At 64.4% G+C, this 24,185-nt stretch carries 25 protein-coding genes; 18 read left to right on the forward strand and 7 right to left on the reverse strand.

All coding sequences use genetic code 11. The annotated features are described in order from the left end of the window. Window positions 1–7: 7 nt before the first annotated feature. The 7 genes from nadD to MLB1_RS20985 all read left to right on the forward strand — a co-directional run bounded on the left by nadD (window position 8) and on the right by MLB1_RS20985 (window position 5,703). Window positions 8–640, forward strand: coding sequence for a nicotinate-nucleotide adenylyltransferase (gene nadD, locus MLB1_RS20955; protein WP_358146393.1), 633 nt, complete (start codon window positions 8–10; stop codon window positions 638–640). Beyond that, on the forward strand, window positions 637–1,038 hold the full coding sequence (rsfS, locus tag MLB1_RS20960; RefSeq protein ID WP_180751768.1) for a ribosome silencing factor: 402 nt from the start codon (window positions 637–639) through the stop codon (window positions 1,036–1,038). Before nadD ends, rsfS begins: the two co-directional genes overlap by 4 nt. Then, a complete protein-coding gene (gpgP, locus tag MLB1_RS20965) occupies window positions 1,035–1,700 on the forward strand; it encodes a glucosyl-3-phosphoglycerate phosphatase (RefSeq protein ID WP_180751769.1) in 666 nt (221 codons plus the stop codon). Before rsfS ends, gpgP begins: the two co-directional genes overlap by 4 nt. Then, window positions 1,687–2,436, forward strand: coding sequence for a diglucosylglycerate octanoyltransferase (gene octT, locus MLB1_RS20970; RefSeq protein WP_180751770.1), 750 nt, complete (start codon window positions 1,687–1,689; stop codon window positions 2,434–2,436). Before gpgP ends, octT begins: the two co-directional genes overlap by 14 nt. Before the next feature lie 3 nt (window positions 2,437–2,439). Next, window positions 2,440–3,276 carry a DegV family protein gene (locus MLB1_RS20975; protein ID WP_180751771.1) on the forward strand — a complete coding sequence of 279 codons (837 nt, stop codon included), beginning with the start codon at window positions 2,440–2,442 and terminating at the stop codon, window positions 3,274–3,276. 94 nt (window positions 3,277–3,370) lie between these two features. Continuing rightward, entirely contained in the window at window positions 3,371–4,171 is an 801-nt protein-coding gene (locus MLB1_RS20980; RefSeq protein ID WP_180751772.1) for a helix-hairpin-helix domain-containing protein, read from the forward strand. 14 nt (window positions 4,172–4,185) lie between these two features. Continuing rightward, window positions 4,186–5,703 carry a ComEC/Rec2 family competence protein gene (locus MLB1_RS20985; RefSeq protein WP_180751921.1) on the forward strand — a complete coding sequence of 506 codons (1,518 nt, stop codon included), beginning with the start codon at window positions 4,186–4,188 and terminating at the stop codon, window positions 5,701–5,703. Between the two features lie 92 nt (window positions 5,704–5,795). Here MLB1_RS20985 and MLB1_RS20990 read toward each other — a convergent pair whose 3' ends face one another. Then, the gene (locus tag MLB1_RS20990) at window positions 5,796–7,211 is read right to left on the reverse strand and encodes an FAD-dependent oxidoreductase (protein WP_180751773.1); all 1,416 of its coding nucleotides are present in this window, start codon (window positions 7,209–7,211) and stop codon (window positions 5,796–5,798) included. A gap of 134 nt (window positions 7,212–7,345) precedes the next feature. Between MLB1_RS20990 and holA the strand changes: the two genes are divergently transcribed. Beyond that, window positions 7,346–8,296, forward strand: coding sequence for a DNA polymerase III subunit delta (holA, locus tag MLB1_RS20995; protein ID WP_180751774.1), 951 nt, complete (start codon window positions 7,346–7,348; stop codon window positions 8,294–8,296). An 84-nt stretch (window positions 8,297–8,380) separates the two neighbouring features. Here the strand turns inward: holA and rpsT are convergent, their stop codons facing one another. Beyond that, window positions 8,381–8,641 carry a 30S ribosomal protein S20 gene (gene rpsT / locus MLB1_RS21000; RefSeq protein ID WP_180751775.1) on the reverse strand — a complete coding sequence of 87 codons (261 nt, stop codon included), beginning with the start codon at window positions 8,639–8,641 and terminating at the stop codon, window positions 8,381–8,383. Window positions 8,642–8,883: 242 nt separating this feature from the next. Here rpsT and MLB1_RS21005 point away from each other — a divergent pair, with 242 nt between their 5' ends. The 4 genes from MLB1_RS21005 to MLB1_RS21020 all read left to right on the forward strand — a co-directional run bounded on the left by MLB1_RS21005 (window position 8,884) and on the right by MLB1_RS21020 (window position 13,065). Further along, on the forward strand, window positions 8,884–10,539 hold the full coding sequence (locus tag MLB1_RS21005) for a circularly permuted type 2 ATP-grasp protein (RefSeq protein ID WP_180751922.1): 1,656 nt from the start codon (window positions 8,884–8,886) through the stop codon (window positions 10,537–10,539). After that, window positions 10,539–11,516, forward strand: a complete 978-nt coding sequence (locus tag MLB1_RS21010) for an alpha-E domain-containing protein (protein WP_180751776.1) — start codon at window positions 10,539–10,541, stop codon at window positions 11,514–11,516. The genes MLB1_RS21005 and MLB1_RS21010 overlap by 1 nt, the downstream gene beginning before the upstream one ends. Then, window positions 11,516–12,355 carry a transglutaminase family protein gene (locus MLB1_RS21015; RefSeq protein WP_180751777.1) on the forward strand — a complete coding sequence of 280 codons (840 nt, stop codon included), beginning with the start codon at window positions 11,516–11,518 and terminating at the stop codon, window positions 12,353–12,355. Before MLB1_RS21010 ends, MLB1_RS21015 begins: the two co-directional genes overlap by 1 nt. A 62-nt stretch (window positions 12,356–12,417) precedes the next feature. Next, window positions 12,418–13,065, forward strand: coding sequence for a TetR/AcrR family transcriptional regulator (locus tag MLB1_RS21020; RefSeq protein WP_180751778.1), 648 nt, complete (start codon window positions 12,418–12,420; stop codon window positions 13,063–13,065). Window positions 13,066–13,087: 22 nt separating this feature from the next. Here the strand turns inward: MLB1_RS21020 and MLB1_RS21025 are convergent, their stop codons facing one another. Beyond that, the gene (locus MLB1_RS21025; protein ID WP_180751779.1) at window positions 13,088–13,675 is read right to left on the reverse strand and encodes a type II toxin-antitoxin system PemK/MazF family toxin; all 588 of its coding nucleotides are present in this window, start codon (window positions 13,673–13,675) and stop codon (window positions 13,088–13,090) included. A gap of 101 nt (window positions 13,676–13,776) precedes the next feature. Here MLB1_RS21025 and lepA point away from each other — a divergent pair, with 101 nt between their 5' ends. After that, a complete protein-coding gene (gene lepA / locus MLB1_RS21030) occupies window positions 13,777–15,630 on the forward strand; it encodes a translation elongation factor 4 (RefSeq protein WP_180751780.1) in 1,854 nt (617 codons plus the stop codon). 90 nt (window positions 15,631–15,720) lie between these two features. On the opposite strand, the gene MLB1_RS21035 is transcribed toward lepA, so the two are convergent. Next, entirely contained in the window at window positions 15,721–16,485 is a 765-nt protein-coding gene (locus MLB1_RS21035; protein ID WP_255486064.1) for a DUF899 domain-containing protein, read from the reverse strand. Window positions 16,486–16,540: 55 nt separating this feature from the next. Between MLB1_RS21035 and MLB1_RS21040 the strand changes: the two genes are divergently transcribed. Genes MLB1_RS21040 through MLB1_RS21060 form a run of 5 tightly spaced genes read left to right on the forward strand, consistent with a single transcriptional unit; the run spans window position 16,541 to window position 21,301 of the window. Beyond that, window positions 16,541–17,539, forward strand: coding sequence for a nitronate monooxygenase (locus MLB1_RS21040; RefSeq protein WP_180751782.1), 999 nt, complete (start codon window positions 16,541–16,543; stop codon window positions 17,537–17,539). Window positions 17,540–17,547: 8 nt separating this feature from the next. Continuing rightward, window positions 17,548–17,730: a hypothetical protein gene (locus MLB1_RS21045; RefSeq protein ID WP_180751783.1), complete on the forward strand. Its 183-nt coding sequence runs from the start codon at window positions 17,548–17,550 to the stop codon at window positions 17,728–17,730. Between the two features lie 41 nt (window positions 17,731–17,771). Then, entirely contained in the window at window positions 17,772–19,742 is a 1,971-nt protein-coding gene (locus tag MLB1_RS21050) for a glycoside hydrolase family 15 protein (RefSeq protein ID WP_180751784.1), read from the forward strand. Then, on the forward strand, window positions 19,739–20,497 hold the full coding sequence (locus MLB1_RS21055; protein ID WP_371750674.1) for a hypothetical protein: 759 nt from the start codon (window positions 19,739–19,741) through the stop codon (window positions 20,495–20,497). Before MLB1_RS21050 ends, MLB1_RS21055 begins: the two co-directional genes overlap by 4 nt. Window positions 20,498–20,515: 18 nt before the next feature. Continuing rightward, window positions 20,516–21,301 carry a hypothetical protein gene (locus MLB1_RS21060; RefSeq protein ID WP_180751785.1) on the forward strand — a complete coding sequence of 262 codons (786 nt, stop codon included), beginning with the start codon at window positions 20,516–20,518 and terminating at the stop codon, window positions 21,299–21,301. Here the strand turns inward: MLB1_RS21060 and MLB1_RS21065 are convergent. From MLB1_RS21065 to MLB1_RS21075, 3 genes are read right to left on the reverse strand one after another with little or no spacing between them, the layout of a single operon-like run. Then, complete coding sequence (locus tag MLB1_RS21065) at window positions 21,291–22,544, reverse strand: FAD-dependent oxidoreductase (protein WP_180751786.1); 1,254 nt, start codon at window positions 22,542–22,544, stop codon at window positions 21,291–21,293. The two genes, MLB1_RS21060 and MLB1_RS21065, sit on opposite strands and share 11 nt — an antisense overlap. After that, window positions 22,531–23,052 carry a hypothetical protein gene (locus MLB1_RS21070; protein ID WP_180751787.1) on the reverse strand — a complete coding sequence of 174 codons (522 nt, stop codon included), beginning with the start codon at window positions 23,050–23,052 and terminating at the stop codon, window positions 22,531–22,533. Before MLB1_RS21070 ends, MLB1_RS21065 begins: the two co-directional genes overlap by 14 nt. Then, a complete protein-coding gene (locus MLB1_RS21075) occupies window positions 23,049–24,185 on the reverse strand; it encodes a hypothetical protein (protein WP_180751788.1) in 1,137 nt (378 codons plus the stop codon). Before MLB1_RS21075 ends, MLB1_RS21070 begins: the two co-directional genes overlap by 4 nt.

Here is a 24,185-nt window from a genome sequence, read left to right on the forward strand (position 1 = left end):
TCTGCGCGTGAGCGGCTCATCGGCCCGACGACGACTTGGGGTAATGGGCGGAACCTTCGACCCGATCCACAACGGTCACTTGGTCGCCGCCAGTGAGGTCGCCGACCGGTTTGGGCTCGACGAGGTCATCTTCGTGCCGACGGGCCAGCCATGGCAGAAGCAGCGACGCAATGTCAGCGCCGCCGAGCACAGATATCTGATGACCGTCATCGCCACCGCGTCAAATCCGCGGTTCACCGTCAGCCGGGCAGATATCGACCGCGGCGGGGCCACCTACACCGCCGACACCCTCACGGATCTGCGTGATGCGCATCCCGATGCCGACCTGTACTTCATCACCGGTGCGGATGCGCTGGCATCGATCCTGTCGTGGGAGAACTGGGAACAGCTCTTCACCCTGGCCAAGTTCATCGGAGTGAGCCGACCCGGGTACGAACTGAGTTCCGATCACATCGCCCATGCCGAGCTGCCGCCGGACGGGCTCACACTTGTCGAGGTGCCGGCGCTCGCCATCTCGTCGACCGACTGCCGGGTACGGATGGGCCAATCGCGGCCCATCTGGTACCTGGTACCCGACGGGGTGGTGCAGTACGTCGCCAAGCACCAGCTCTACAGCGAAAATCGAGGAGACCCCGCATGACCGCCGCCCCAGACGCCATCGAGCTGGCGTCGCTGGCCGCCCAGGCCGCCGCTTCCAAGCTTGCCACCGATGTCGTCATCATCGACGTCTCCGAGCAGTTGGTCATCACCGACTGCTTCGTCATCGCCTCGGCGGCCAATGAGCGCCAGGTGAACGCGATCGTCGATGAGGTCGAGGAGAAGTTGCGCCGGGCCGGTCACAAGCCGGTACGGCGGGAGGGCGGCCGCGAGGGCCGTTGGACGCTTCTGGATTTCGTGGACGTCGTCGTGCATGTTCAGCACGAAGAAGAGCGTAATTATTACGCGCTGGAGCGTCTTTGGCGTGACTGTCCGACCATCCCGGTTGACCTGGATGCGCTGCCGGTGGACGGCCCGTCCGATGCTGAGGAAGACGCGTGATTCGGCGGTTGGTGCTGCTGCGGCACGGGCAGACGACCTTCAACGCCGATAGCCGGATGCAGGGACAGCTGGATACCGGATTGTCGGATCTGGGCCGGGCGCAGGCCATTGCCGCCGCCGAGGTGTTGGCCAAGCGGCAGCCCCTGACCATCGTGTCCTCGGATCTGCAGCGGGCGTACGACACCGCAACAGCGCTGGAAGAGCGCTGCCATGTCCAGGTGTCCGTCGACGAACGCCTCCGGGAAACACATCTCGGCGATTGGCAGGGCCTGACACATCATGAGGTCGATGCCATCGCTCCCGGTGCCCGGGCCGCGTGGCGCGATGACGCAACGCTGGCGCCACATGGGGGAGAGAGCCGCATAGACGTGGCGAACCGCAGTATGCCCCTCGTCGCGGAACTCGTTGACACGGTGAAGGAATGGGGAACCGATGAGCGCGATCATCCGGTGGTTCTGGTTGCGCACGGAGGTCTGATTGCGGCACTCACCGCGGCACTGCTTCGGTTGGACGTGAGCAATTGGCCGGTGCTCGGCGGGATGGGCAATGCGAGCTGGGTTCAGCTGGGCGGACATTCGGCGCCGGATGCCGGGTTCGAGGACATCCGGTGGCGTCTGGACGTGTGGAACGCCTCAGCGCAGGTAACCAATGACGTCCTCTGATCGGACCGACGGCACCGAACGCAAGACGCTCCTGATATTCGCCGACTCGCTGTCGTACTACGGCCCCACCGGCGGCCTACCTGCCGACGATCCCAGGATATGGCCCAATATCGTCGGTCAGCACCTCGGTTGGGATGTCGAGCTGATCGCGCGAATTGGCTGGACCTGCAGGGACGTCTGGTGGGCGGCCATCCAGGACCCGCGGGCATGGGCGGCGGTACCACGCACAGGGGCGGTCATCTTCGCGACCAGCGGGATGGACTCCCTGCCGTCGCCGCTGCCGACGGCATTGCGGGAGTCGATCAGGCTGATCCGTCCGCCCAGATTGCGGAGCTGGATCCGCGACGGGTACGGCTGGCTGCAGCCCCGGCTTTCCCCCATTGCTCGGGTGGCGCTGCCGCCCAAACTCACCGTGGAATACCTCGAAAAGACTCGTGGTGCACTGGATTTCAACCGTCCAGGGCTTCCCATGATCGCCTCGTTGCCATCGGTTCACATCGCCGAGTCGTACGGTCGCGTGCACTCCGGCAGGGAGGCGACCGCGTCGGCCATCGAGGCATGGGCGTCCGAACACAAGATGCCCGTGGTGGACCTGAAGGAAGCCGTCGGCGAGGAGATCTTCTCGGGCCGGGGAAATCCGGACGGGATCCACTGGAACTTTGTCGCACATGAACGCGTTGCCGAATTGATGATCAACGCACTGCAGACCGTGCTGCCCGAGCTCAAGGTTCGGTGATCCATGCCGGTTGTAGTGGTGACGGATTCAGGGGCGCGACTGCAACCGCAAGACGTCGAGATGCTGGGCATCCGACTGGTGCCATTGCACGTGCTGACCGGCGATCTGGATCTGCGCGATGGCGTGGATCCCATTCCTGCTTCGGTGTATGAGAAGGGTCGCGCCACCACCGCAGGCGCGTCGCCTGCCGAGCTGGCCGAGGCTTACCAACGGGCCCTCATCGACAGCTGCGGCGACGGTGTGGTCGCGGTGCATCTGTCGGGACGGTTGTCGAGCACATTCGAGGCCGCCGAGCAGGCGGCCCGCGAATGCGGTGAGCAGATACGAGTGATTGATTCGCGGTCGGCGGCGATGGGCAGTGGTTTCGTCGCGCTGGCCGCGGCACGGGCCGCGGCCGCCGGCGCCGATCTGGGTGCGGCGTACCAGGCCGCACGGGATGCGGTGGGGCGCAGTCGATGTGTCATGGTGGTACACAAGCTGGACCATCTGCGGCGCAGCGGACGAATCAGTGCAACCTCGTCCTGGCTCGGTACCGCATTGGCCCTCAAGCCAGTGCTACAGATCGACGATGATGGCAAACTTGTTCTCGCGCAGCGTGTTCGTACCGCCACCAAGGCAATCGGGGCGATGGTCGACAACATTGTTGAATTCGTGGGTGAGCGTCGTGTCTCGGTGACCATCCATCACGTCGATAACGCCGAAACTGCCGAGAAGGTGAACGAGCTTGTGTGTTCCCGGTTGATCACCGCTCATGATCCGGTGATCTCGGAGATGGGTCCGGTGCTGGCGGTGCATGTGGGTCCCGGTGCCGTCGGGGTATGTGCCGAGCCCGTGGACTGACGTACGGCGTCCGCGGTTCTCCACAGATCAGAATTGATCCACAGTTTCCGTTCGTCCGCTGGTGGGACGGTCCGATGCTTTCTAGCGTCGAGACATGGAATCCGAGCTGCTGCACCGACGCCTGGCTCCGGCCGGTCGCGAGCTTGATGACGATGATGATGATGACGTCGTGGGGACGACGGCTGGGTTGGAGTCGGAATCAGCGTTGCGCTGGCTCCCGGATTCACTGACGACGGGCGGTGCGCGCGGCTGGCTGGAGTCCATCCGCACCGATCCTGGTCGTGCCGGCATAGTCGCGCTGGGCGCGGTCGGTGTGTTGGCGGTACTGGTCACTGTCTTCACGGTGATGCGTCAGCCGCCGCCTCCGGTGAGTGCGAACCTCCCTCCGGTGCAACCTGCTTCGTCGAGCTCGGTATCCGCGCCAAGTTCACTGGTCATCAGTGTGGTCGGACTGGTCAAGCGGCCCGGGCTGGTCACATTGTCCGGTGGCGCCCGCGTCGCCGACGCGGTGACCGCGGCCGGGGGAGCCGCGGACGGCGCCGATGTGGTCACGCTGAACATGGCTCGACCGGTGGTCGATGGCGATCAGATAGTGGTCGGTCTGGCTCCGGCGCCGGGACAGCCGGTCGGGATGGCGAGCTCGATTATCGCTGCCGGGCTGGCGTCGACCGGTAGTCCCGCCCCCAAGGAGACGGTTCAGTCGGGTCGGGTAAACCTCAACACCGCAATAGAATCCGAGCTCGATGCGCTACCCGGTGTGGGGCCGGTTATGGCGGCGTCAATAGTGCGGTGGCGATCCGAACATGGGAAGTTCACCAGCATCGACCAGCTGTCGGAGGTGGACGGAATCGGTCCCGCGCGGCTGGATAAGCTGCGAGCTTTTGTCGTGCTGTGACGCGTGCCCGCTCCGTGCATTCGGCCGGCGCCGACGAGCCTCTCCTGGATCTGCGACTAGTGCCGCCCGCGCTCGCCGCCTGGGCGGCGACCGCCGCGGGAATCCTGTGGCCGGTCGGCTATGTCACCGCAACAGTGCTAGGGATCGGAGCACTTGCGGTGCAGCTGCTTCGCGGGCGGCTGGCCAAGGGCGTGGTCACCATGGCGCTAGCGGTCCTCATTGCCGGTATTGGATTCTCGGTGGCAGCGGCGATGAGATACCACGGGGTGCGCAATCACCCATTGGGATCTCTTGTTGGAAAAGTCGTTACGGTGCATCTACGGGTGACCGACGACCCGCGGACCATCACCGGTGGCCGCGCGATGGTGCGCGCAGATCTCGTCTCGATGGGCGAGCCGGCGCAGCCGAGCGCCGGCCCGGTGGTGGTCTTCGGGTCATCGTCGTTACTCAGCGCGGTCGCCGTCGGTGACACGTTTCAGTTGCGCGCGGCGGTCACGCGCTCCCGACGGCATGATCTGACTGTCGCCACACTAGCGGCGACCGGAGACCCCCGGGTGATCGGTGGCTCGCCAATTCATGGCACGGCCAACAGCATTCGGAATCGATTTGTCGATATTGCGCGAAGTGTGCTGCCCGCTGATCAGGCCGCGCTGTTGCCGGCGCTGGTCCTCGGCGACACCAGTGCGCTCGATGCGGGCACCATCGGGATGTTTCGGACATCGGGGCTCGCTCACCTGATGGCGGTTTCGGGAGCCAACGTGTCGATCGTGTGTGGTGCGATACTGCTGCTGGGGCGGCTGATCGGACCGCGGGCCGCGGTGGTGTTGGCGGCGCTGGTCCTCGTCGGCTTCGTCATCCTCGTCAGACCTTCCCCGAGCGTGCTGAGAGCTGCGGTGATGGGTGCGATCGGCCTGCTTGGCGTGCTGACCGCGCGTCGCCGGCAAGCCGTACCTGCCTTGGCGGCAACGATTTTGGTGCTGCTGGCAGTGTCACCAGGTCTTGCCGTTGATATCGGTTTTACGCTGTCCGTGGTTGCCACCGCCGCGCTGGTGGTGTTGGCGCCGCGGTGGTCGGCGCACCTGACCTCGCGGGGCTGGCCCAAGCCGGTCGCTGACGCGTTATGCATTGCCGTGGCAGCCCAGTTGGTGACCGCGCCGCTGATCGCCGCGATCTCAGGGAGCGTCAGTGTGGCGTCCGTTGCCGCCAATTTGGTTGCGGGCCTGGTCATCGCGCCGATTACCATCCTGGGCACCGCGGCAGCGGGGCTTGCCGTCATCTCCCCGGTGGCCGCGGGTCTCCTCGTGAGGTTCTGCGGCCCGGAACTATGGTGGCTGCTGCGAGCCGCGGACTACTCGTCTGCGGGCGGATCGACCGCAATCCCGGTGCCATCGGGCGCGATCGGTTTCGTCGTTATCGCTGTCACGGTTGGAATTTCGGTGTGGCTATGGCGTCGACGGTGGTTCCGCTGGGTGGGGTGGTGCGGCGCGCTGTGCGTACTCGCGTTGATAGTGTCGGCAAGACTGGTGAGCTAGACGGCGACGCTTCCACTTGCCAATGTTGGGTCCGTTCCGGTCATTCGATGAGGTCGTCCAGGTTCGTGTCGCTCGTAGTCGGGCACCGCGGACTATGCCGCGGAAACGGCGAGTTCGAGGCGAGGTGCCTCCGCCGCTACCTTGTGTCGTCGCCAACTATGAGCGGCAACCCGGAGCAGGAATGCGGGTCGTCGCATCAGCGATGGTGAGTCGTGCAGGTGGTTGACGCGGAGGATCGTTTCGGTGATTCGAATGTCGTTCTGCGCCGCGGCCATCATCTTGCCCGCCCACCACGTCGTCAGTCTCCAGGAGACCCGTTGTCCGAGGCGGGCGTTCGCGGGCGGTGCGGTGAACAGGGGAGCTGCCATCTTGTTCTGCTGCCACACCACGTTGATGCGTTTGGCGACGGCGCCGAAGTACCGGTGGGCGAGCCCGGCATCACCTTCGTCGAGGCAGTCCCGCAACACAACCGCCTCGACGATGGCCATCGTCATCCCCTGGCCCTTGATGGGGTCCAGACTGCAGATCGCGTCGCCGATCACCAGCAGACCCTCCGGGAATTCCTGCATCTGGTCGTAGCGCCGCCATACAGCGTCGCGATGCCGAAAGGTGTGCACGTCGCCTATCGGTACCGCGGACCGGATGGTGTCCAATAGTGTTTGGGGAACGAATTGTTCTGCGAATGACGTCATTTCGTGGAAGGTGGTGGGCGGTTCCTCCATATTGAACTTGCCAAGGGTCATCATCACGGTGCCGTTCTCGCAACGGGCGATGGCTCCGCCATGCGGGTGTTCTGGTGCCGGGTTGAAGAAGGTCAGCTTGTCCAGGGCGATGTCATCGGAAACGTGCAAGAGCTGACTGGCGTACGTTACGGGCGATGCCATGCGGACCTCGGCAGGCCTTTCGCACCCGAGCCGATCCAAGAAGGTTTGAGTCCGTGGAGTCCGTCCGGTGGCGTCGACTACCAGGTCCGCGATGAGGGTTGTGACCAGATTCGTGGATCGCCGCGCTACGCGAACGCCGGTGACGCGGTGCTCCTCGGTCATCGGCTCGATGACATCGTGTCCGTCGAGGAACCTGACATTGTCGATCAGTCGAACATGTTGTCGAACATGAGATTCCAGAAAGGGGCGGGTCGTGAGATAGAGCTTGAAAGTCTCTGGGTCACGGAACTTGTCTGATCGGTTGAACATCTCATGTGGCCCGATCAGAATCCTGACGCGCGAGAGGTCGCCCTCATCGCAGACAGTGGCTCCGTCCGCCCGGAGCTCTCCGAGAATTCCGGGGAACAGTTGTTCCAGCGCCTCGGTGCCTGAACTCATGAACATGTGGATGTGCTGACCCTGTCGCACGCCGTTGCGTGGGGTGGCACCCGCGCCCAATTCGTCGCGCTCGACCACAGTCACCGATTCGTAAGACTCCGACAGCACCCTGGCTGCCAGTAGTCCGGCCATCCCAGCCCCGAGGACTACCGCGTGATCTCTGTGTTCCCGCTTTTCAGGTGTCATCGCTGATCCTTTCGTCTCGATGCACCCTACTCTTACTACTCTCTTAATTTCTTAGAAAAACCTTAGATTTGCATCTCTGAGACCTGTGCGGCTGGGCGCGCCAAGCTGTCTTCACCACGTGGGACGATCGTCGGGTGACCGAAGCGCTGCACCTGATCCTGGGAGACGAAGAACTACTGGTCGAGCGTGCGGTGACCTCGGTGCTCCATGCGGTCCGCGGCAAGGCGGGTGCTGATATCCCCGTCAACCGGCTGCGTGCGGGCCTGATCGACGTGGCGGAACTGGCCGAACTGCTGAGCCCCTCGCTGTTCTCCGACGAAAGGGTCATCGTCGTCGACGCCGCGGCCGAGGCGGGTAAGGACGCGGTGGTGCTCATCGAGCAGGCTGCCTCGGATCTGCCGCCGGGGACCTTTCTGCTCGTGCAGCATTCGGGTGGTGGCCGCGCGAAGGCATTGGCGACCACGCTGCAGAACCTCGGTGCCCGGGTGCACAACTGTGCGCGTATCGCTAAGGCCGCCGAACGGGCCGATTTCGTCCACAAGGAATTTCGTCGTCTCGGGCAGAAGGTCGATGCCGATGTGGTCGCCATCGTGATCGATGCCGTCGGCTCCGATATCCGCGAATTGGCGGCCGCGTGTTCGCAATTGGTATCCGATACCGACGGCAATGTCGACGAGGCCGCGGTGCGCCGCTACCACTCCGGACGTGCGGAGGTATCCGGATTCGATATCGCCGACAAGGCGGTGGTGGGGGATGTCGCCGGCTCGACGGAGGCGCTGCGCTGGGCGATGCAGCGGGGCGTTCCACATGTGTTGTTGGCCGATGCGCTCGCCGAGGCGGTACACACCATCGCGCGGGTGGGACCTATCAAACAGAACGCCTACGCGGCCGCATCCGAGCTGGGGATGCCACCCTGGCGTATCGAGAAGGCACAGAAACAGGCACGCCGGTGGTCGCGTGATGCGGTGGCCGAGGCGATGCGAGTGGTGGCCGCGCTCAACGCCGATGTGAAGGGTGCGGCAGCCGATGCCGACTACGCCCTGGAATCTGCGGTGCGGCGGGTGGCCGAATTGGTGAACACGTGATGCGCCGGGGATGAGCCTTAGGGCACGAAAAAACGCCGAGTGTGCGCGTTAGCGCTCACTCGGCGTTGATCGGAAAGAAAAGAATCAGAGCTTGTTCAGGGCCAGGGCCAGCGCCGACTTCTTGTTGGCGGCCTGGTTCTTGTGGATGACGCCCTTGGTGACGGCCTTGTCCAGCTTGCGGCTGGTCGCCACGAGCAGTTCGCCCGCCTTGTCCTTGTCACCCTCGGCGACAGCCGCGCGGAAACCGCGGACGGCCGTGCGTAGGGACGACTTGGTCGCCTGGTTGCGCAACCGAGCACGCTCGTTGGTGAGGATGCGCTTTTCCTGCGACTTGATATTGGCCACGCGTCAGTTCCTTCGTCAATCGTCTAGTTGGGCGGCGGGCCTCCAGATCGTTGGATCCAGGGCAGCTGATCAGCGCCGCAAGGGAAGAGACTACCAGGCCACCGGCGGAACCTGAAACCGCAGGGATGCCGCCAACGGTCTGATGACCACCAGGTTGCCAGCAAGTATCGCCGATACGCGCGCTCGCCCTGCCGAATGCGCCGAATTGGTGCAGCATGTTCGTGGTGAGCCCGCGAACAGTGATGCCGAACTCGGGGCGGCCGACACGTACGGCGTCATCTCCCCGGCTAACCCGGCGCGATGACCAGATCTTCGGCGGATACCGCGCACTGGTGTCGGAGAAGGGCGCCTACTCCAAGGCCTTCGACGAAATGTTCGACGCGGAGGGCAACGTGCGAGGTCCCTACAAGGGGATCTACGCCGAGCTTGCGCCCACCGACGCCGCCGACCTGGCCGCGCGTGCCGACGCGCTGGGCAGGGCATTCGTCGATCAGGGCATCACCTTCTCGTTGTCCGGTCAGGAACGTCCGTTTCCGTTGGATCTGGTGCCGCGAGTCATCGCCGCCGCCGAGTGGTCGCGACTGGAGCGGGGTATCGCCCAGCGGGTCAAGGCGCTCGAGATGTACCTCGCCGATATCTACGGCGACCAGGAGATCCTGCGTGACGGGGTAATCCCACGTGCCTTGATCACCTCCTGTGAGCACTTCCACCGGGAGGCCGTCGGGATCAACCCGCCCAACGGGGTACGCATCCATGTCGCGGGTATCGACCTGGTGCGCGATGCGCAGGGCACCTTCCGGGTGCTCGAGGACAATCTGCGGTCCCCGTCCGGGGTGTCGTACGTGATGGAGAACCGCCGCACCATGGCGCGCGTGTTCCCCGACCTGTTCACCTCGCACCGAGTGCGCGCGGTGGACGACTACGCCTCGCATCTGCTGCGGGCCCTGCGCAAATCGGCGGCCACCAACGAGGCCGATCCGACGGTTGTTGTCCTCACACCGGGTGTGGCCAACTCCGCGTACTTCGAACACTCGCTGCTGGCACGCCAAATGGGTGTCGAGCTCGTCGAAGGCCGAGACCTGTTCTGCCGCGACAACCAGGTCTACATGCGCACCACCGAAGGCGAGCTGCAGGTGGATGTCATCTACCGCCGCATCGACGACACCTACCTGGACCCCATGCAATTCCGGCCCGATTCGGTGCTGGGCGTCGCGGGGCTGCTCAACGCCGCGCGTGCCGGGAACGTCGTCATTTCGAGCGCCGTCGGCAATGGGGTAGGGGACGACAAACTCGTTTACACCTATGTGCCGACGATCATCGAGTACTACCTCGGAGAGAAACCCATTGTGGCGAACGTGGATACCTACCGATGTTGGCTTGATGAGGAGCGCGAGGAAGTGCTTGATCGCATCGACGCGCTCGTCATTAAGCCCGTGGAGGGATCCGGCGGGTACGGCATCGTGTTCGGGCCGGATTCATCCGAGAAGGAACGCGCCGCGATAGCCAAGAAGATCAGGGCCGATCCGCGCGGGTGGGTCGCACAGCCGGTGGTCCAGCTGTCCACGGTGCCCACGAAGATCGGCGATCAACTGGTACCCCGGCACGTGGACCTGCGCCCGTTCGCGGTCAACGACGGTGATGACGTGTGGGTGCTGCCTGGAGGCCTCACCCGGGTGGCGCTGCCGGAGGGGTCGCTGGTGGTCAACTCCAGCCAGGGTGGCGGCTCCAAGGACACCTGGGTGCTGGCCTCGCGGGCATCCGTCGCCGACCGTGAGCTTTCGGGGGCTGAAGTGGTTCCCGAACTGCCGCAGGCGACGGAGGTTGAACAGGGCCCCGAGGCGGGTACCACGGGGCTGCAGGTGCAACAGCAACAACAACAGCAGCAGGTGATGTCCTAATGCTGGCGCGAAACGCGGAGTCGCTCTATTGGATCGGCCGGTACGTCGAGCGTGCCGATGACACCGCGCGCATCCTCGATATCACGGTGCATCAGCTGCTCGAGGACGCCAGCGTGGATCCCGACCACGCCTCCCGGGTGCTGCTGCGGGTGCTGGGCATCGATGCGCCGGACATCGAGCTCGATGTGTGGTCACTCACCGAGCTTGTTGCGTTCAGCCGGGGAGTGCAGGGCGGGTCGATCGTCGACTCCATCTCTGAAGCCCGCGAGAATGCCCGCGGCGCACGCGAAGTGACTTCTACCGAGATGTGGGAGTGTCTCAACACCACCTACAACGCGCTGGCGGATCGTGAGCGGGCGGCCCGCAGGCTCGGCCCGCACGAGTTCTTCACCTATGTGGAGGGGCGTGCCGCCCAGTTCGCGGGGTTGGCCGACTCCACCTTGAGCCGTGATGACGGTTACCGATTCCTGGTGCTCGGTAGGTCCATTGAGCGCGTGGATATGACTGTGCGGCTGCTGCTTTCGCGTGTCGGCGACCGGGCCTCCTCGCCGGCCTGGGTGACGCTGCTGCGCAGCGCGGGCGCACACGACACCTACCTGCGCACCTACCGCGGGGTGCTGGATGCCAATCGGGTTGTCGAGTTCATGCTGCTGGATCGGTTGTTCCCCCGATCGGTGTTCCATTCGTTGCGGCAGGCCGAGCTGAGCCTGGACGAGCTGGATCACCGACCGCACAGCCGAGTCGGTGCGCGTGCCGAGGCGCAACGGTTACTGGGCCGCGCCCGCAGCGAGCTGGAGTTCATGCGTCCCGGTGTGCTGCTGGAGGATCTGCCGACGCGGCTGGCCGGATTGCAACAAACCTGCCGAGATCTCGGTGAGGCGGTAGCGCTGCAGTACTTCCACGCCGCGCCATGGGTGGCGTGGAGCGATGCCGGTAACGATCAAGATCTGGAACCCATCGAGGAGGGGGAGCTCTGATGTGGCGCGTGCGCATCGTCCACGCCACCGGTTATGCCTACAAGACGCCGGTGACCGCCTCCTACAACGAGGCACGGTTGACGCCGCGTAGCGACGGTCGGCAGAACGTCATCCTCAACCGCGTGGAGACAGTCCCGCCCACGCGCTCGTATCGGTATGTCGACTACTGGGGTACTGCAGTCACGACATTCGACCTGCATGCGCCGCATACCGAGCTGGAGGTGACGGGTCTGTCGGTGGTGGAGACCGATCTCGTCGAAAAGCTCGAGGAGTCTGTGGACTGGGATGAGGTGCACACCACGGCGGTGATCGACCGATTTAACGAATACTTGTCGCCCAGCGCATATGTCCCGCACAGCAAGAGAGTTCAGGCGGTGGGGAAGAAGATCTCGAAGGACGTCACTCCCGCCGAGGCCATTGTCGCGGCGTCGAAATGGGTGCACTCGGAGCTCGACTACGTACCGGGGACCACCGGTGTGCACTCGTCGGCGCTGGATGCGCTCCGCGAACGCAAGGGCGTCTGCCAGGACTACGCACACCTAACACTGGTGCTGCTGCGCAGCATGGGCATCCCCGCACGCTATGTGTCGGGTTATCTGCACCCCAAGCGCGACGCGGTGGTGGGCGAGACGGTCGATGGACAAAGCCATGCCTGGATCCAGGGATGGGCGGGCGGTTGGTGGGACTACGACCCCACCAACGACAGCGAGATCAACGAGCAGTACGTCACCATAGGCATCGGTCGAGACTATTCCGACGTGAGTCCACTCAAAGGCATCTATTCGGGGGGCGGCTCGACGGATTTGGATGTCGTGGTCGAAATCACACGACTCGCCTAACGCGCTGGAATTTGCGGGTTATTGCACAGGTGTCTGGCAAGAAGAGTAATAATGCGTAGACCATGGTGACCAAACAAGCTACCGGGCTATACGGCGGACGAACGGCAGACGAGCGCCGCGCGGAGCGGAGGCGACGCCTCCTTGAGGCGGGGCTCGAGGTTATGGCCAGCTCAGGCTGGGCAGCGACAACGGTTCGGGAGATTTGCAAGACAGCCGGACTGAACACCCGTTACTTCTACGAGTGCTTCGACGGCCTCGACGAGCTGCTCGTCGCCGTCTTCGACTGGATCATCGAGGACAGCATCGCCACGGCAGGTTCGGCGATGGCCACGGCCGAGAAGGACTCACGCTCACAGGTGCACGCCGGCGTTGTGGGTGCGGTGACGGCCTTGACCGCCGACCCGCGGCGCGCTCGGGTGATCGCCACCGAGGCGATGGGTAGTCAGCGGCTCACTCGTCGTCGCATGCGGTTGACGCACTACATGGCGTTGATGCTCGGTGCCGCCCGTGCCGAGTTCGACCCGGATGCCGATCCGAACTACACCGCGGTTCAGGCCGAAGCCCTGGCTGCGGGAGTCGCAGGCACCGTACTTGCCTGGCTCGACGGACGGCTGCGTCTGGAGCGGGAGGAACTGGCCGAGTACACCGCCCAGTTCGTCGATCAGGCCATGTTCACGCCGTCGCCGGTGCACAACTCTGTAGAACACTGAGGCGCACTGATCCGTTGAGCGTTCAGCTCCAGGAGAAGTGTGTGCGCAGACGTGCCGCGACGATGTTGAATCGCTGCACGTCCAGAATCGCGCCCTCGCGCCGGATTCCCTCTTCGGGGACGTCCAGCACTCGGTCGAGTCGTACCCAGCTGGGTCGGCCGTCGTAGTCCCAGCTTCCGCTGCCGAGCGCCACCCAATCCGGGTCGGCCTCATGACGGTCCTGGCTCGACAGCATCAAGCCGAGGAGTATCGCGCCGTCTCGTCCCACCACGAGCACGGGACGGTCCTTCCCCTGGCTGGGGTCGTCCTCGTAGACCACCCATGTCCACACGATCTCCCCGGGATCGGCGCGGCCATCCAGGTCGGGCATGTATTCGATCCGACGGGCCCGGTGGGCCGTGGGCACACTGCGGTTGGTTACCGGCCGGCCGGGAATTGCGGTCTGCTGTTCGGTCTCTACGACACCGATCGCCTCTAGGCCGCGTTGGAGTCCGCGCTGGACGAATTCCGACCCCTGTAGTTGCCGTAGCACCTTCGGGCCTTCGCGGAACACGATTGTTTCCGCGATCTTCCCGAGCCTCCGCCCGAGCGTCTGCCACTGTGACGCCATGGTGCGAGCATACTGACCGGTAGCGGGATGGGGCTCTCACAAGTGGGAGGTGCCCCCCGCGTGTGTAAGAAGCAGGTCTCTTGGCATGGGAGCATGGTGCGGTGCCAAGTTTTGCCGACACGACGTTCACGGACCCGGCGCGCATCCGTAACTTCTGCATCATCGCCCATATCGACCACGGGAAGTCGACGCTGGCTGACCGGATGCTGCAGCTGACCGGTGTGGTCGATGCGCGGTCCATGCGCGCCCAGTACCTGGATCGCATGGACATCGAGCGTGAGCGTGGCATCACGATCAAGGCGCAGAACGTTCGGCTGCCCTGGAAAATCAGCACGGCAGCGGATTCCGCCGAGTATGTCCTGCATCTCATCGATACACCCGGGCACGTCGACTTCACCTATGAGGTGTCCCGCGCACTGGAGGCGTGTGAGGGCGCGGTGCTGTTGGTCGATGCCGCGCAGGGTATCGAGGCGCAGACGCTGGCCAACCTGTACTTGGCGCTGGACAAGAATCTGACGATCATCCCGGTCCTCAACAAGATCGATTTACCCGCCGCCGACCCCGACCGATACGCGCAAGAGATCGCGCACATCATCGGCTGCGAGCCCTCCGATGTGCTGCGGGTCTCCGGCAAGACCGGCGAGGGAGTCGAGGCGCTGCTCGACGAGGTGGTGCGGTTGATCCCAGCGCCGCAAGGCAATTCGGATGGCCCGGCGCGTGCGATGATCTTCGACTCGGTGTACGACATCTACCGCGGCGTCGTCACCTACGTCCGTGTGGTCGACGGCAAGATCACCCCTCGCGAGAAGATCGCGATGATGTCGACGGGCGCCACCCATGAGCTGCTGGAGGTGGGCATCGTCTCGCCGGATCCGAAACCCTCTGTGGGCCTAGGAGTCGGTGAGGTGGGGTACCTGATCACCGGGGTGAAGGATGTGCGTCAATCCAAGGTTGGTGACACCGTCACCTCAGCGCGCAAGGGCGCGACCGAGCCGCTCACCGGCTATCGCGAACCCAAGCCGATGGTGTACTCCGGGCTGTACCCGATGGACGGGTCCGACTACCCGAACCTGCGCGAGGCACTGGACAAGCTGCAGCTCAATGACGCCGCGCTGACCTACGAGCCCGAGACCTCGGTGGCGTTGGGCTTCGGATTCCGTTGCGGCTTCCTGGGATTGCTGCACATGGAGATCACCCGCGAGCGGCTGGAGCGTGAATTCGACCTCGAGCTGATCTCGACCGCACCGAACGTGGTGTACCGGTTGGTTACCGAGGACGGGACCGATACGCAGGTGACCAACCCGTCCATCTGGCCCGAAGGCAAGATCCGCTCGGTGTACGAGCCGGTGGTCAAGACCACCATCATCTCGCCGAGCGAGTTCATCGGGTCGATCATGGAGCTGTGCCAGGCGCGGCGCGGCGAGCTCGGCGGCATGGACTACCTGTCCCCGGAGCGGGTCGAGCTGCGTTACACCATGCCGATGGGCGAGATCATCTTCGACTTCTTCGACTTGTTGAAGTCGCGCACCCGCGGCTACGCCAGCCTCGACTATGAGGAGGCCGGCGAGCAGGAGGCCGATCTGGTCAAGGTCGACATCCTGTTGCAGGGAGAGGCTGTCGATGCCTTCAGTGCCATCGTGCATAAGGACAGCGCCGCGGCCTACGGCAACAAGATGACCGGCAAGCTCAAGGAGCTCATCCCGCGCCAGCAGTTCGAGGTGCCGATACAGGCCGCCATTGGGGCGAGAATTATTGCCCGCGAGAATATTCGGGCCATCCGCAAGGATGTGCTCTCCAAGTGCTACGGCGGTGACATCACCCGTAAGCGCAAGCTGCTGGAGAAGCAGAAGGAGGGCAAGAAGCGCATGAAGACCATCGGGCGGGTCGAGGTTCCGCAGGAGGCCTTCGTGGCGGCGCTTTCCACCGAGTCGGCCGCGGACAAGCCGAAGAAGTAGCCGTCGGCTGTTCGCCGGTCGGTAGTTCCGTCGAGCGTGCGGATGGTGTCGAGATCTCGCTGAATTCCGACCGAATCCGCACGCTCGGGCTCAGTGCTCGCACTCCTGACTAGGCATACCGACGATGGCCCCGCCCTGCGGCCAGCCGGCGGGCGAGTCCTCCCACGGCTCCTGGCGTCCATACGGCGTCAGATCCAGGAATGGATACCCGACCGCGGAATGGTCCAGCCCGCGCGCGAAGGCCGAGTAGGTATGAAACACCTCATCACCGCGCCGCACGAAGATGCTGGCGCCCGGCCAATCACCGTGTAGGTCCTCGTCGCTGAAACCGTCGGCGTGCAGCTCGTCGAGCGACTTGTAGTTGTACTGGATCGGAGCACGTGTCGGGTCGAGCGTGACGTGAAAGTCGTAACTGAAATCGCCGTCGTTGGTCGAGTACCACGGGAACGTCCACCCGTGCTCGTCCCGGTAGCGCGTGATGCTCGCATACGGTGCGCGGGACACGCAGGCGAAGGTGACGCCCTTGTCGGTCAACAGCTTGCGGTCCTTTTCGGTGAAGGTCATTTCGGCGGCCCCGGTGCAGCTGGGACACCCGCGGTCGATCTCGTCGATCCACATGAAGTGATGGATGTACAGGGTGTGTCGTCCCTCGAACATGTCGAGGAGCCGCACCGGCCCGTCGGGACCCTCGAAGAGATAGTCGTTCTCGACCTTGACCATGGGGAGTCGTCGGCGTTCGGCGTTCACGGCATCGCGCAGATGCGTGGCCTCCCGTTCGCGGGTAAGCAGCTTCTTCCGGGCCGCCAGCCAGTCCTCGCGGCTCGCGACGCTGGGGTGGGCAGTTGGAGTTGTCATACACATACCGACCCACTGTGGTTCGAAAACTCATCGCGTCGATACGCTGAGGTCTATGAGTACCGTGCTTGCCGGGCTTCGTCTTCCAGTGGTCGGTGCCCCGATGGCAGGGGGAATCACCACCGCCGCGCTGGCGCGAGGTGTAAGTGCGGCAGGCGGCTTCGGCCTGATGCCCGCCGGGTATCGGACCGTTGCGCAGCTGGAGCAAGACCGCGAGGCGTTGGGTGAGCTTCCCTTCGGTTTCAACGTGTTCGTGCCCACCCCGGATCTGGGTGCGGACCTCGGCGAGTATCTGGACAAGCTGAAGATCTGGGCCGACAAACTTGAGGTCGCACCGGGTGACCCGGTGTGGCATGACGATGCCTATGCCGACAAGATCGAATATCTGATCGCCAATCCGGTGCCCGTGGTGTCGTTCACCTTTGGGGTGCCTTCGGCCGCGGATGCGCACAGGCTGCGCGATGCCGGATCCGAGGTGTGGATCACCGTGACCAGTGCCGTCGAGGCCACGATCGCCGAGGGTATCGGCGCGGATGCGCTGATTGTGCAGGGTCCGGAGGCCGGTGGGCACCGCAGCAGTTTCGATGCCAGCGCCCCCGAGGAACCGCTGGCGGACCTTATTGCGAGCGTGCGGGGGGTGACCGTACTACCGCTGGTTGCCGCCGGCGGAATCATGGACGGCGCCGATATCGCGCGGGTGCTTGCCGCGGGGGCTGCGGCCGCCCAGCTGGGTACCGCACTGGTGGTAACTGAGGAGTCGGGGGCCAAACAGATTTACAAAGACGCGCTGCTGCAACCCGCCGAAACCGTGGTGACACGGGTGTTCTCCGGTCGGCCGGCGCGCAGCATTTCCAATGCATTCCAGCGGGATATGGAATCGGTTGCCCCGGTGAGCTTCCCGGCGCTGAACTCGGCGACCAAGGAGCTACGGGCAAGCGGCGACCCGGATGTGATGTCGCTGTGGGCCGGGACCCAACATCACCGTGCCCGCGCATTGCCGGTGGCGGAACTGATGGTCACCCTGGCCGCCGAGCTGAATACGGCTCGGGGGTAGGCGCCGATATGAAACCGGTCACTCTGATCTGGGTCGTTGTCATCGCCGCATCCGTACTGATCGGCCTCGACCTGCTGATCTACTCGGCGGGGCCGCGTAGTGGAAGTTCGACGGGTGCCCTGGTGGGGCTCTTGGTCTTCAATCTGATTCTGTTCGCCGGACTCGGCATCTACCTTCGTCGCCGACGCTAAATAAACCGGGGTGTGCCCGGCGGCGCACATACGATGGTCCGATGGTGTCGTCCCTTGATCCCGAGCTGTCGTTAGAAGGACTGATTTCCAGTCAGTCTCCCACTCAGCGTCGCGGCCCCTTCCCGCCGATTGCCGACTACGCATTCCTCTCGGACTGGGAGAACACCTGTCTGATTGCCTCCAACGGGTCGGTGGAATGGATGTGCGTGCCACGGCCGGACTCGCCGAGTATCTTCGGGGCCATCCTCGACCGCAGTGCAGGCCATTTCCGGATCGGCCCGTACGGACACAGCGTCCCGGCCTCGCGGCGATATCTGCCGGGCAGCCTGATGGTGGAAACCACCTGGCAGACCAAGACCGGATGGCTCACCGTCCGCGATGCGTTGGTGCTGGGGCCCTGGCACGACGTCGATTCGCGGTCGAAAACACACCGGCGGACCCCGACGGACTGGGATGCCGAGCACATCCTGCTGCGTACTGTGCGCTGTGTCAGCGGGACCGTCGAGGTGCTGATGAACTGCGAGCCCGCCTTCGACTACCACCGTGACGGGGCCACCTGGGAGTACTCCGGCGATGGATACGGTGAGGCGATAGCCCGGGCAGACAAGAATCCCGAGGCCAATCCGACACTCAAGCTCACCACGAATCTTCGGCTTGGACTAGAGGGGCGGGAAGCGCGGGCACGTACTCGGCTCACCGAGGGCGACAGCGCCTTCGTCGCGCTCAGCTGGTCGAAACACCCTGTCCCGCAGACATATGCGGAGGCCTCCGACAAGATGTGGAAGACCGCCGAAGCCTGGCGGCAGTGGATCAACATCGGCGAATTTCCCGACCATCCCTGGCGCTCGTACCTACAGAGCAGCGCGTTGGTTCTCAAGGGGCTGGCGTACTCGCCGACCGGCGCGCTACTGGCGGCGTCCACCACCTCGCTTCCGGAAACGCCTGGGGGAATGCGTAACTGGGACTATCGGTATTCCTGGGTACGGGACTCGACGTTCGCACTGTGGGGTCTGTACACGCTGGGACTGGACCGCGAGGCTGACGACTTCTTCTCATTCATCGCCGACGCATCGGGTGCGAACAACGGGGAGAGACACCCGTTGCAGGTGATGTACGGAGTCGGTGGCGAACGCACATTGACCGAAGGGGAGCTGCCGCATCTGTCCGGGTACGACGGTGCGCGGCCGGTGCGGATCGGTAACGGCGCCTTCGATCAGATCCAGCATGACATCTGGGGAACCATGCTCGATTCGGTGTACGTGCATGCCAAGTCGAGGGAACAGATTCCGGCGACGTTGTGGCCGATCCTGAAGAATCAGGCCGAAGAGGCTGCGCGGCATTGGCGCGAGCCCGACCGCGGCATCTGGGAGGTGCGGGGAGAGCCACAGCACTTCACCTCGTCGAAGATCATGTGCTGGGTGGCGATGGACCGCGGCGCCAAACTCGCCGAGATGCACGGCGAAAAGAGCTATGCCCAGCAGTGGCGCGGTGTGGCCGACGAGATCAAGGACGACATCCTCGAACACGGCGTGGACAGCCGCGGGGTGCTGGTGCAGCGTTACGGTTCAACGGCTTTGGATGCGTCGCTGCTGCTCGCGGTGCTCAACCGTTTCCTGCCGCCCGACGATCCGCGGATTCGCGCCACCGTGCTGGCCATCGCCGATGAGCTGACCCATGACGGTCTGGTGCTGCGCTATCGGGTGGAGGAGACCGATGACGGATTGAGTGGCGAGGAAGGCACCTTCACCATCTGTTCGTTCTGGTTGGTGTCGGCGCTCGTCGAGATCGGCGAGGTGCGCCGCGCACGGCACCTCTGCGAGCGGCTGCTGTCCTTCGCCAGCCCACTGCAGTTATACGCCGAGGAGATCGACCCGCGCACCGGACGGCACCTGGGTAACTTCCCGCAGGCATTCACCCATCTGGCCTTGATCAACGCCGTCGTGCATGTGATTCGAGCCGAAGAAGAGGCAGATGTGAGCGGTACTTTCCAGCCCGCTAACGCACCCACGTGAGGGCTCGGGCCGACGCCGCCGCGGTTGCGGTGATGCTGTGTGTGGTCGCGGGTGGTTGCGGCCGCACAGTCGATCAGTCCGAGCAGACGTCTACCGCGGCTCAGTCCTCTTCGAGGACAACGCCGTCCAGTTCTTCGGTGGTGCCTGCGGCATTTGGGTATACCCCGATGTTGGAGGCGGTCAAGGGTGTTGAGGGGGCCGTCACCTACGACGTGCACCTGCCGCAACTCGCCGGCGGCATGCCCGTCGTGCGAGATCGATTCAACGACGGTATGCGCACCGCATTGCGTGACCTGATCGACGGGCTGCTCGGACCTGAGAAGACGGTGGAGGTGTCGATCACAGACCTCGGGCCCGAGGCGGAGAGTAGTCGCGTCGCCATGATCGGACCGCACGTGGTGGCCGGTGTTCAGCTGTACCGGTCGTTCGCCGGCAGCGCGCACCCCACCGAGTCGGTCGCGACCATCGTGATCAATACCGACACCGCGCAACCCGTCACCTATGACGACCTGTTCCCTCAGCAATACGCGGCTCTGCAACGCCTCAAGCAGGTTTTGCCCGAGCTCGATTCGACCGGGAGGTTACGGAGCGACGGTATCTATGGGCCACTTGAGCAATGGCTACCGGTACCGACCGGGTTGCGGTTTTATGTGCCGGTATCGCACGACGCGGGTGACTTCGTTCCGGTCACCGTGCCCTGGGAGAGGATCCGTGATCTGGTCACTCCCGAAATCTTGCCGGTGCTGAGCCAATAGCGGGGAGGGTCTGTGCTTGTGAAATATGGTCTCGGGTTGACGCTGGTGTTGACGTGTGGCGTGGTCGGCGGGTGCCTCAAACCGCCGGATCAGCCCCAGCCGGTTGAAGTCCAGTCTTCCACCAGCACAACGACATCGAAACCGACGGTATCTCTCACCCCGGCGCAAGCGCCGCCGACCGCCAAGCCCGCGTTCGGGTTCACCCCGACGCTGGAGGCGGTGAGCGGTAAACAGGGGCGAGTGACTTACAAGGTCCAGCTGCCGCAGGTGACCGGGGATAAGGCCGCGGCTCGGGACAGATTCAACGAAGGCATGCGTGCGGCACTTCAGGATGTGGTGCGCGACTTGGATGATCCGAAGCTCACGAAACCGGCGACGATAGGCGACGGGCAGCTGGCGGTACGCGAATCGAGCCGGGTCTCCTTCATCGGCCCACATGTGGTGGCGGGCCTGGCGGTATTTCTCTGGGATGGCGGCGGTGCACACCCCAACCAGTCGGCGGCGACGATCACCATCAACACCGATACGGCCCAGCCGGTGATGTTCGATCAGGTTTTCCTCGATCAGGAGGCGGCCCGAGTGCAGTTGCGGAAACTGGCCCTGGAGCTCGGTCCGCCCGATCGCATCAAGGCCGCCGTGGACATGAAGTCCGAGCAATTCCTGCATTGGCTGCCGGCACCTAAGGGGCTGACCTTCTATGTCTCCGTTGCGCATGTTGCCGGGGACTACATACCGGTTGCCGTGCCCTGGGAGCGGATTCGCGATCTGGTGGCTCCGGAGATGCAGAAGGTGCTCAGCCAGTAGGGAAGCGGCGGGCGAAATCGGGTGCATGCTCGGGCAGCGGCCCGATCGCCACACCGTATGCCGGAATCGCTTGCAACCATGGGTATTTGGTGGCAATCGACAACACCGAAGCGATCCTGGTGCTTGGGGTGACCGTGGTCGCAGAGTCGACCGCCGAGAACACCCGCCGGTGTACGGCGCGTTGCACACGCTGGATCAGGGCGGTCGGCCCCCACCGGCGCAGCTGCACCTTGCGAAGGTCGGCGGTGGTGAGTGTTCCCTCGCGCAGCGGCTCGGCGAGGATGCGCGCGGTGGCCACCGCGTCGGCGATCGCGAGGTTGATACCGACGCCACCGACCGGGGACATGGCGTGTGCGGCGTCACCGATGAACAGCAGGCCCTCTCGGTACCATTTACGGAGCCGATTCAGCTGCACATCAAGCAATTTCACGTCATCCCAGCTGGTAATGGCATCGGTGCGATCGGCCAGCCAGGGCGCCATCTCGGCGATTCGGTCACGCAGCACCTGCACATCGCCGCTGCGCATCTGCGAGTCGGTGCCCTTGCCGATGAGATAGCCGCACTGGAAGTAGTCGCCGCGATCGAGCATCACCATGAATCGGTTGGCGCCGACCCGTGCGCGCGGTCCCTGCGGGTCATCGGAATGCTTGGGGAGGCGGAACCACCAGACATCGATCGGAACGCCGAATGACCGAGGTCGCATTCCTGCCGCTGCGCGCAGCACCGAGCCGCGGCCATCGCAGGCAACGGTGAGATCCGCCCTGATCTGGCCGGTTTCTCCTGCAGTGGTGCGATATTCGACTCCGGTGATGCGGTCACCGGATCGCAGGATCCCGGTGACCTCAGTGCTGCGCAACAGCCGGAAGGTGGGCTCGGTCTCTGCGGCGCTGGCCAGCATTTCCAGGAAGTCCCACTGAGGTGCCATCGCCATGTGCTTATGCGGTCCGGGAAGCCGATTGAGATCGCCCAGCCGGAACGTCTGCTCACCGAGGTCCACCGTCACCTGCTGAACGAGGTTGTGCGGCATGGCTGCGAATTGCGGGCCGAGCCCCAACTCGTCGAGCAGGTTCAGAGTGCTGGCGTGCACGGTGTCTCCACGGAAGTCCCGCAGGAAATCGGGGTGTTTCTCGAGAACAGTGACGTTGACACCGGCACGTGCGAGCAGTAGCGCCAACATCATTCCGGCGGGTCCTCCTCCGGAGATCGCACAGGTGGTGCTCTGCGGCTGATCAGGTTTCGTCACGAGTTCTCCTCCATGCCGCGATCAGGATCCCGGCCAATGCGAACACGGGTATCAACGAGATCATCCAACTCAACCCCAGCGGCGGTCCCGGCTGGGGTAGCACCTCCAAGTTGAGGGTGCCCTTCCCGGGTCCGCGCGGACCGGTGATATCGAAGATGAACTGGTGCTGCCCTTCTTCTTGCAGGGCCCGGATATCCAAGCCCCAAACCTCGCGTTTGCGCGGGTGGCGGGCCAACGGTTCGGTGCGTGGCTGCCGCCCGTCGGGGGTCACAACGGTGAGCGTGCCCGACTTGCCGGTGATCCCATCGGCGGGGATGAAGCTGAAGTCCAGCGATTGCATGGCGCGCAGCGGCCAGGTCGAGAACCCGACGGTCAGCTGGTATGGGCCCGCGTTCACCTGTTCGGTGTGCACCACGTTGACGGGTGCGTAGGCATTCGCGGGGGCGCTGATCCCGAGGGACAGGCCGACGATGGCGAAGAGCGCCAGCAGCATTCGGGTGTATCTCATGCGACGGCCTCTACCGGGTCGGCGTCGTTCCCGGGTACCCGCAACATCAGTGCAATGCGTTGGGCCAGGAATCCGGCGAGCGCGCCCAACACCAGTCCGGCCAGGCCCACGGTGACGTAGCTGCTCGCGGATTCGGTCCCGTCGGGGTACAGCATCGCCCCCTGCGCCAGATAGCCCATGCCCGCAACCGAGCCCACAATGGCGCCGACGATCGTCATAGGCCGCCGTTGCCACGGATGATCCTTGACGAGGTACAGCAGTCCCGCGGCAAGCGCGGCGAAGATCCCGAGGAACATCGGCATCATTCCCGGTATTGTGGGTGGGCCGCCCCACAGGTCGTCCCGCAGGGGCAATCCCACCGCTGCGGCGTATTCGCGTGCGGCCCATGGCGAGAACCACCAGAAGATTGCCTGGAGCGCGCCCATGATCGCCGCCACGCCGAACGGAGCCAGTGGCGACCGCAATACGCCCGCAACGATCAGCAGGACGAGCGGAACGATGAACGCGGACCCCAGTGAGAGCGGGTTGAACTCGAATTTGAAGACGTACAGTGCGGTGAACGGAACGGCCGTCGTCGCCGCCACCAGGGACGACTGTGCCATCAAACCGACCGTGCCCCAGCGGAATCGGCGTGCCGCGGCGAAGGTGACGATGCTGCCGAGGTCGGCGACGGTCCCCGATACGAACAACGCGAAATGTGGTGGCGAGGCCAGGATGGCATCGAACCCGTACACCGTGTGCCACCACAGATCCAGTAGTCCGTACATGAGAAAGGCTGCGGCGCCACAGCCGGAGATCAGGAAGCCCAGGGGCGCGGTAAACCTGCCGCCGAACACGCGGATCGGAACTCCACCCACCCAGCGCGGTATGTTTTCGCCCGCACGCTGTGCGGCCGTGCTCATCAAAACCATGATGAGGCTGGTGATCCCACCGATCGCGCTGCCCGAGTACAGGAACAGATGTGGCAGCGTGAAGAACGTGTCGGGTCCCACGTCGCTGTGCCATTGCACGTCCCAGGTGGTGCCAATCGCACCCACCACGCTTCCCAGCAGGACCCCGTACGCCCCCAGCGGTGCGTACTTCTCGACGGTGGCGCGGGTGATTCGCGTCGTCTGTTCTGTACCGGTGCTCAT

The organism is Mycobacteroides sp. LB1 (genome assembly GCF_013449725.1).
Taxonomy (GTDB): domain Bacteria; phylum Actinomycetota; class Actinomycetes; order Mycobacteriales; family Mycobacteriaceae; genus Mycobacterium.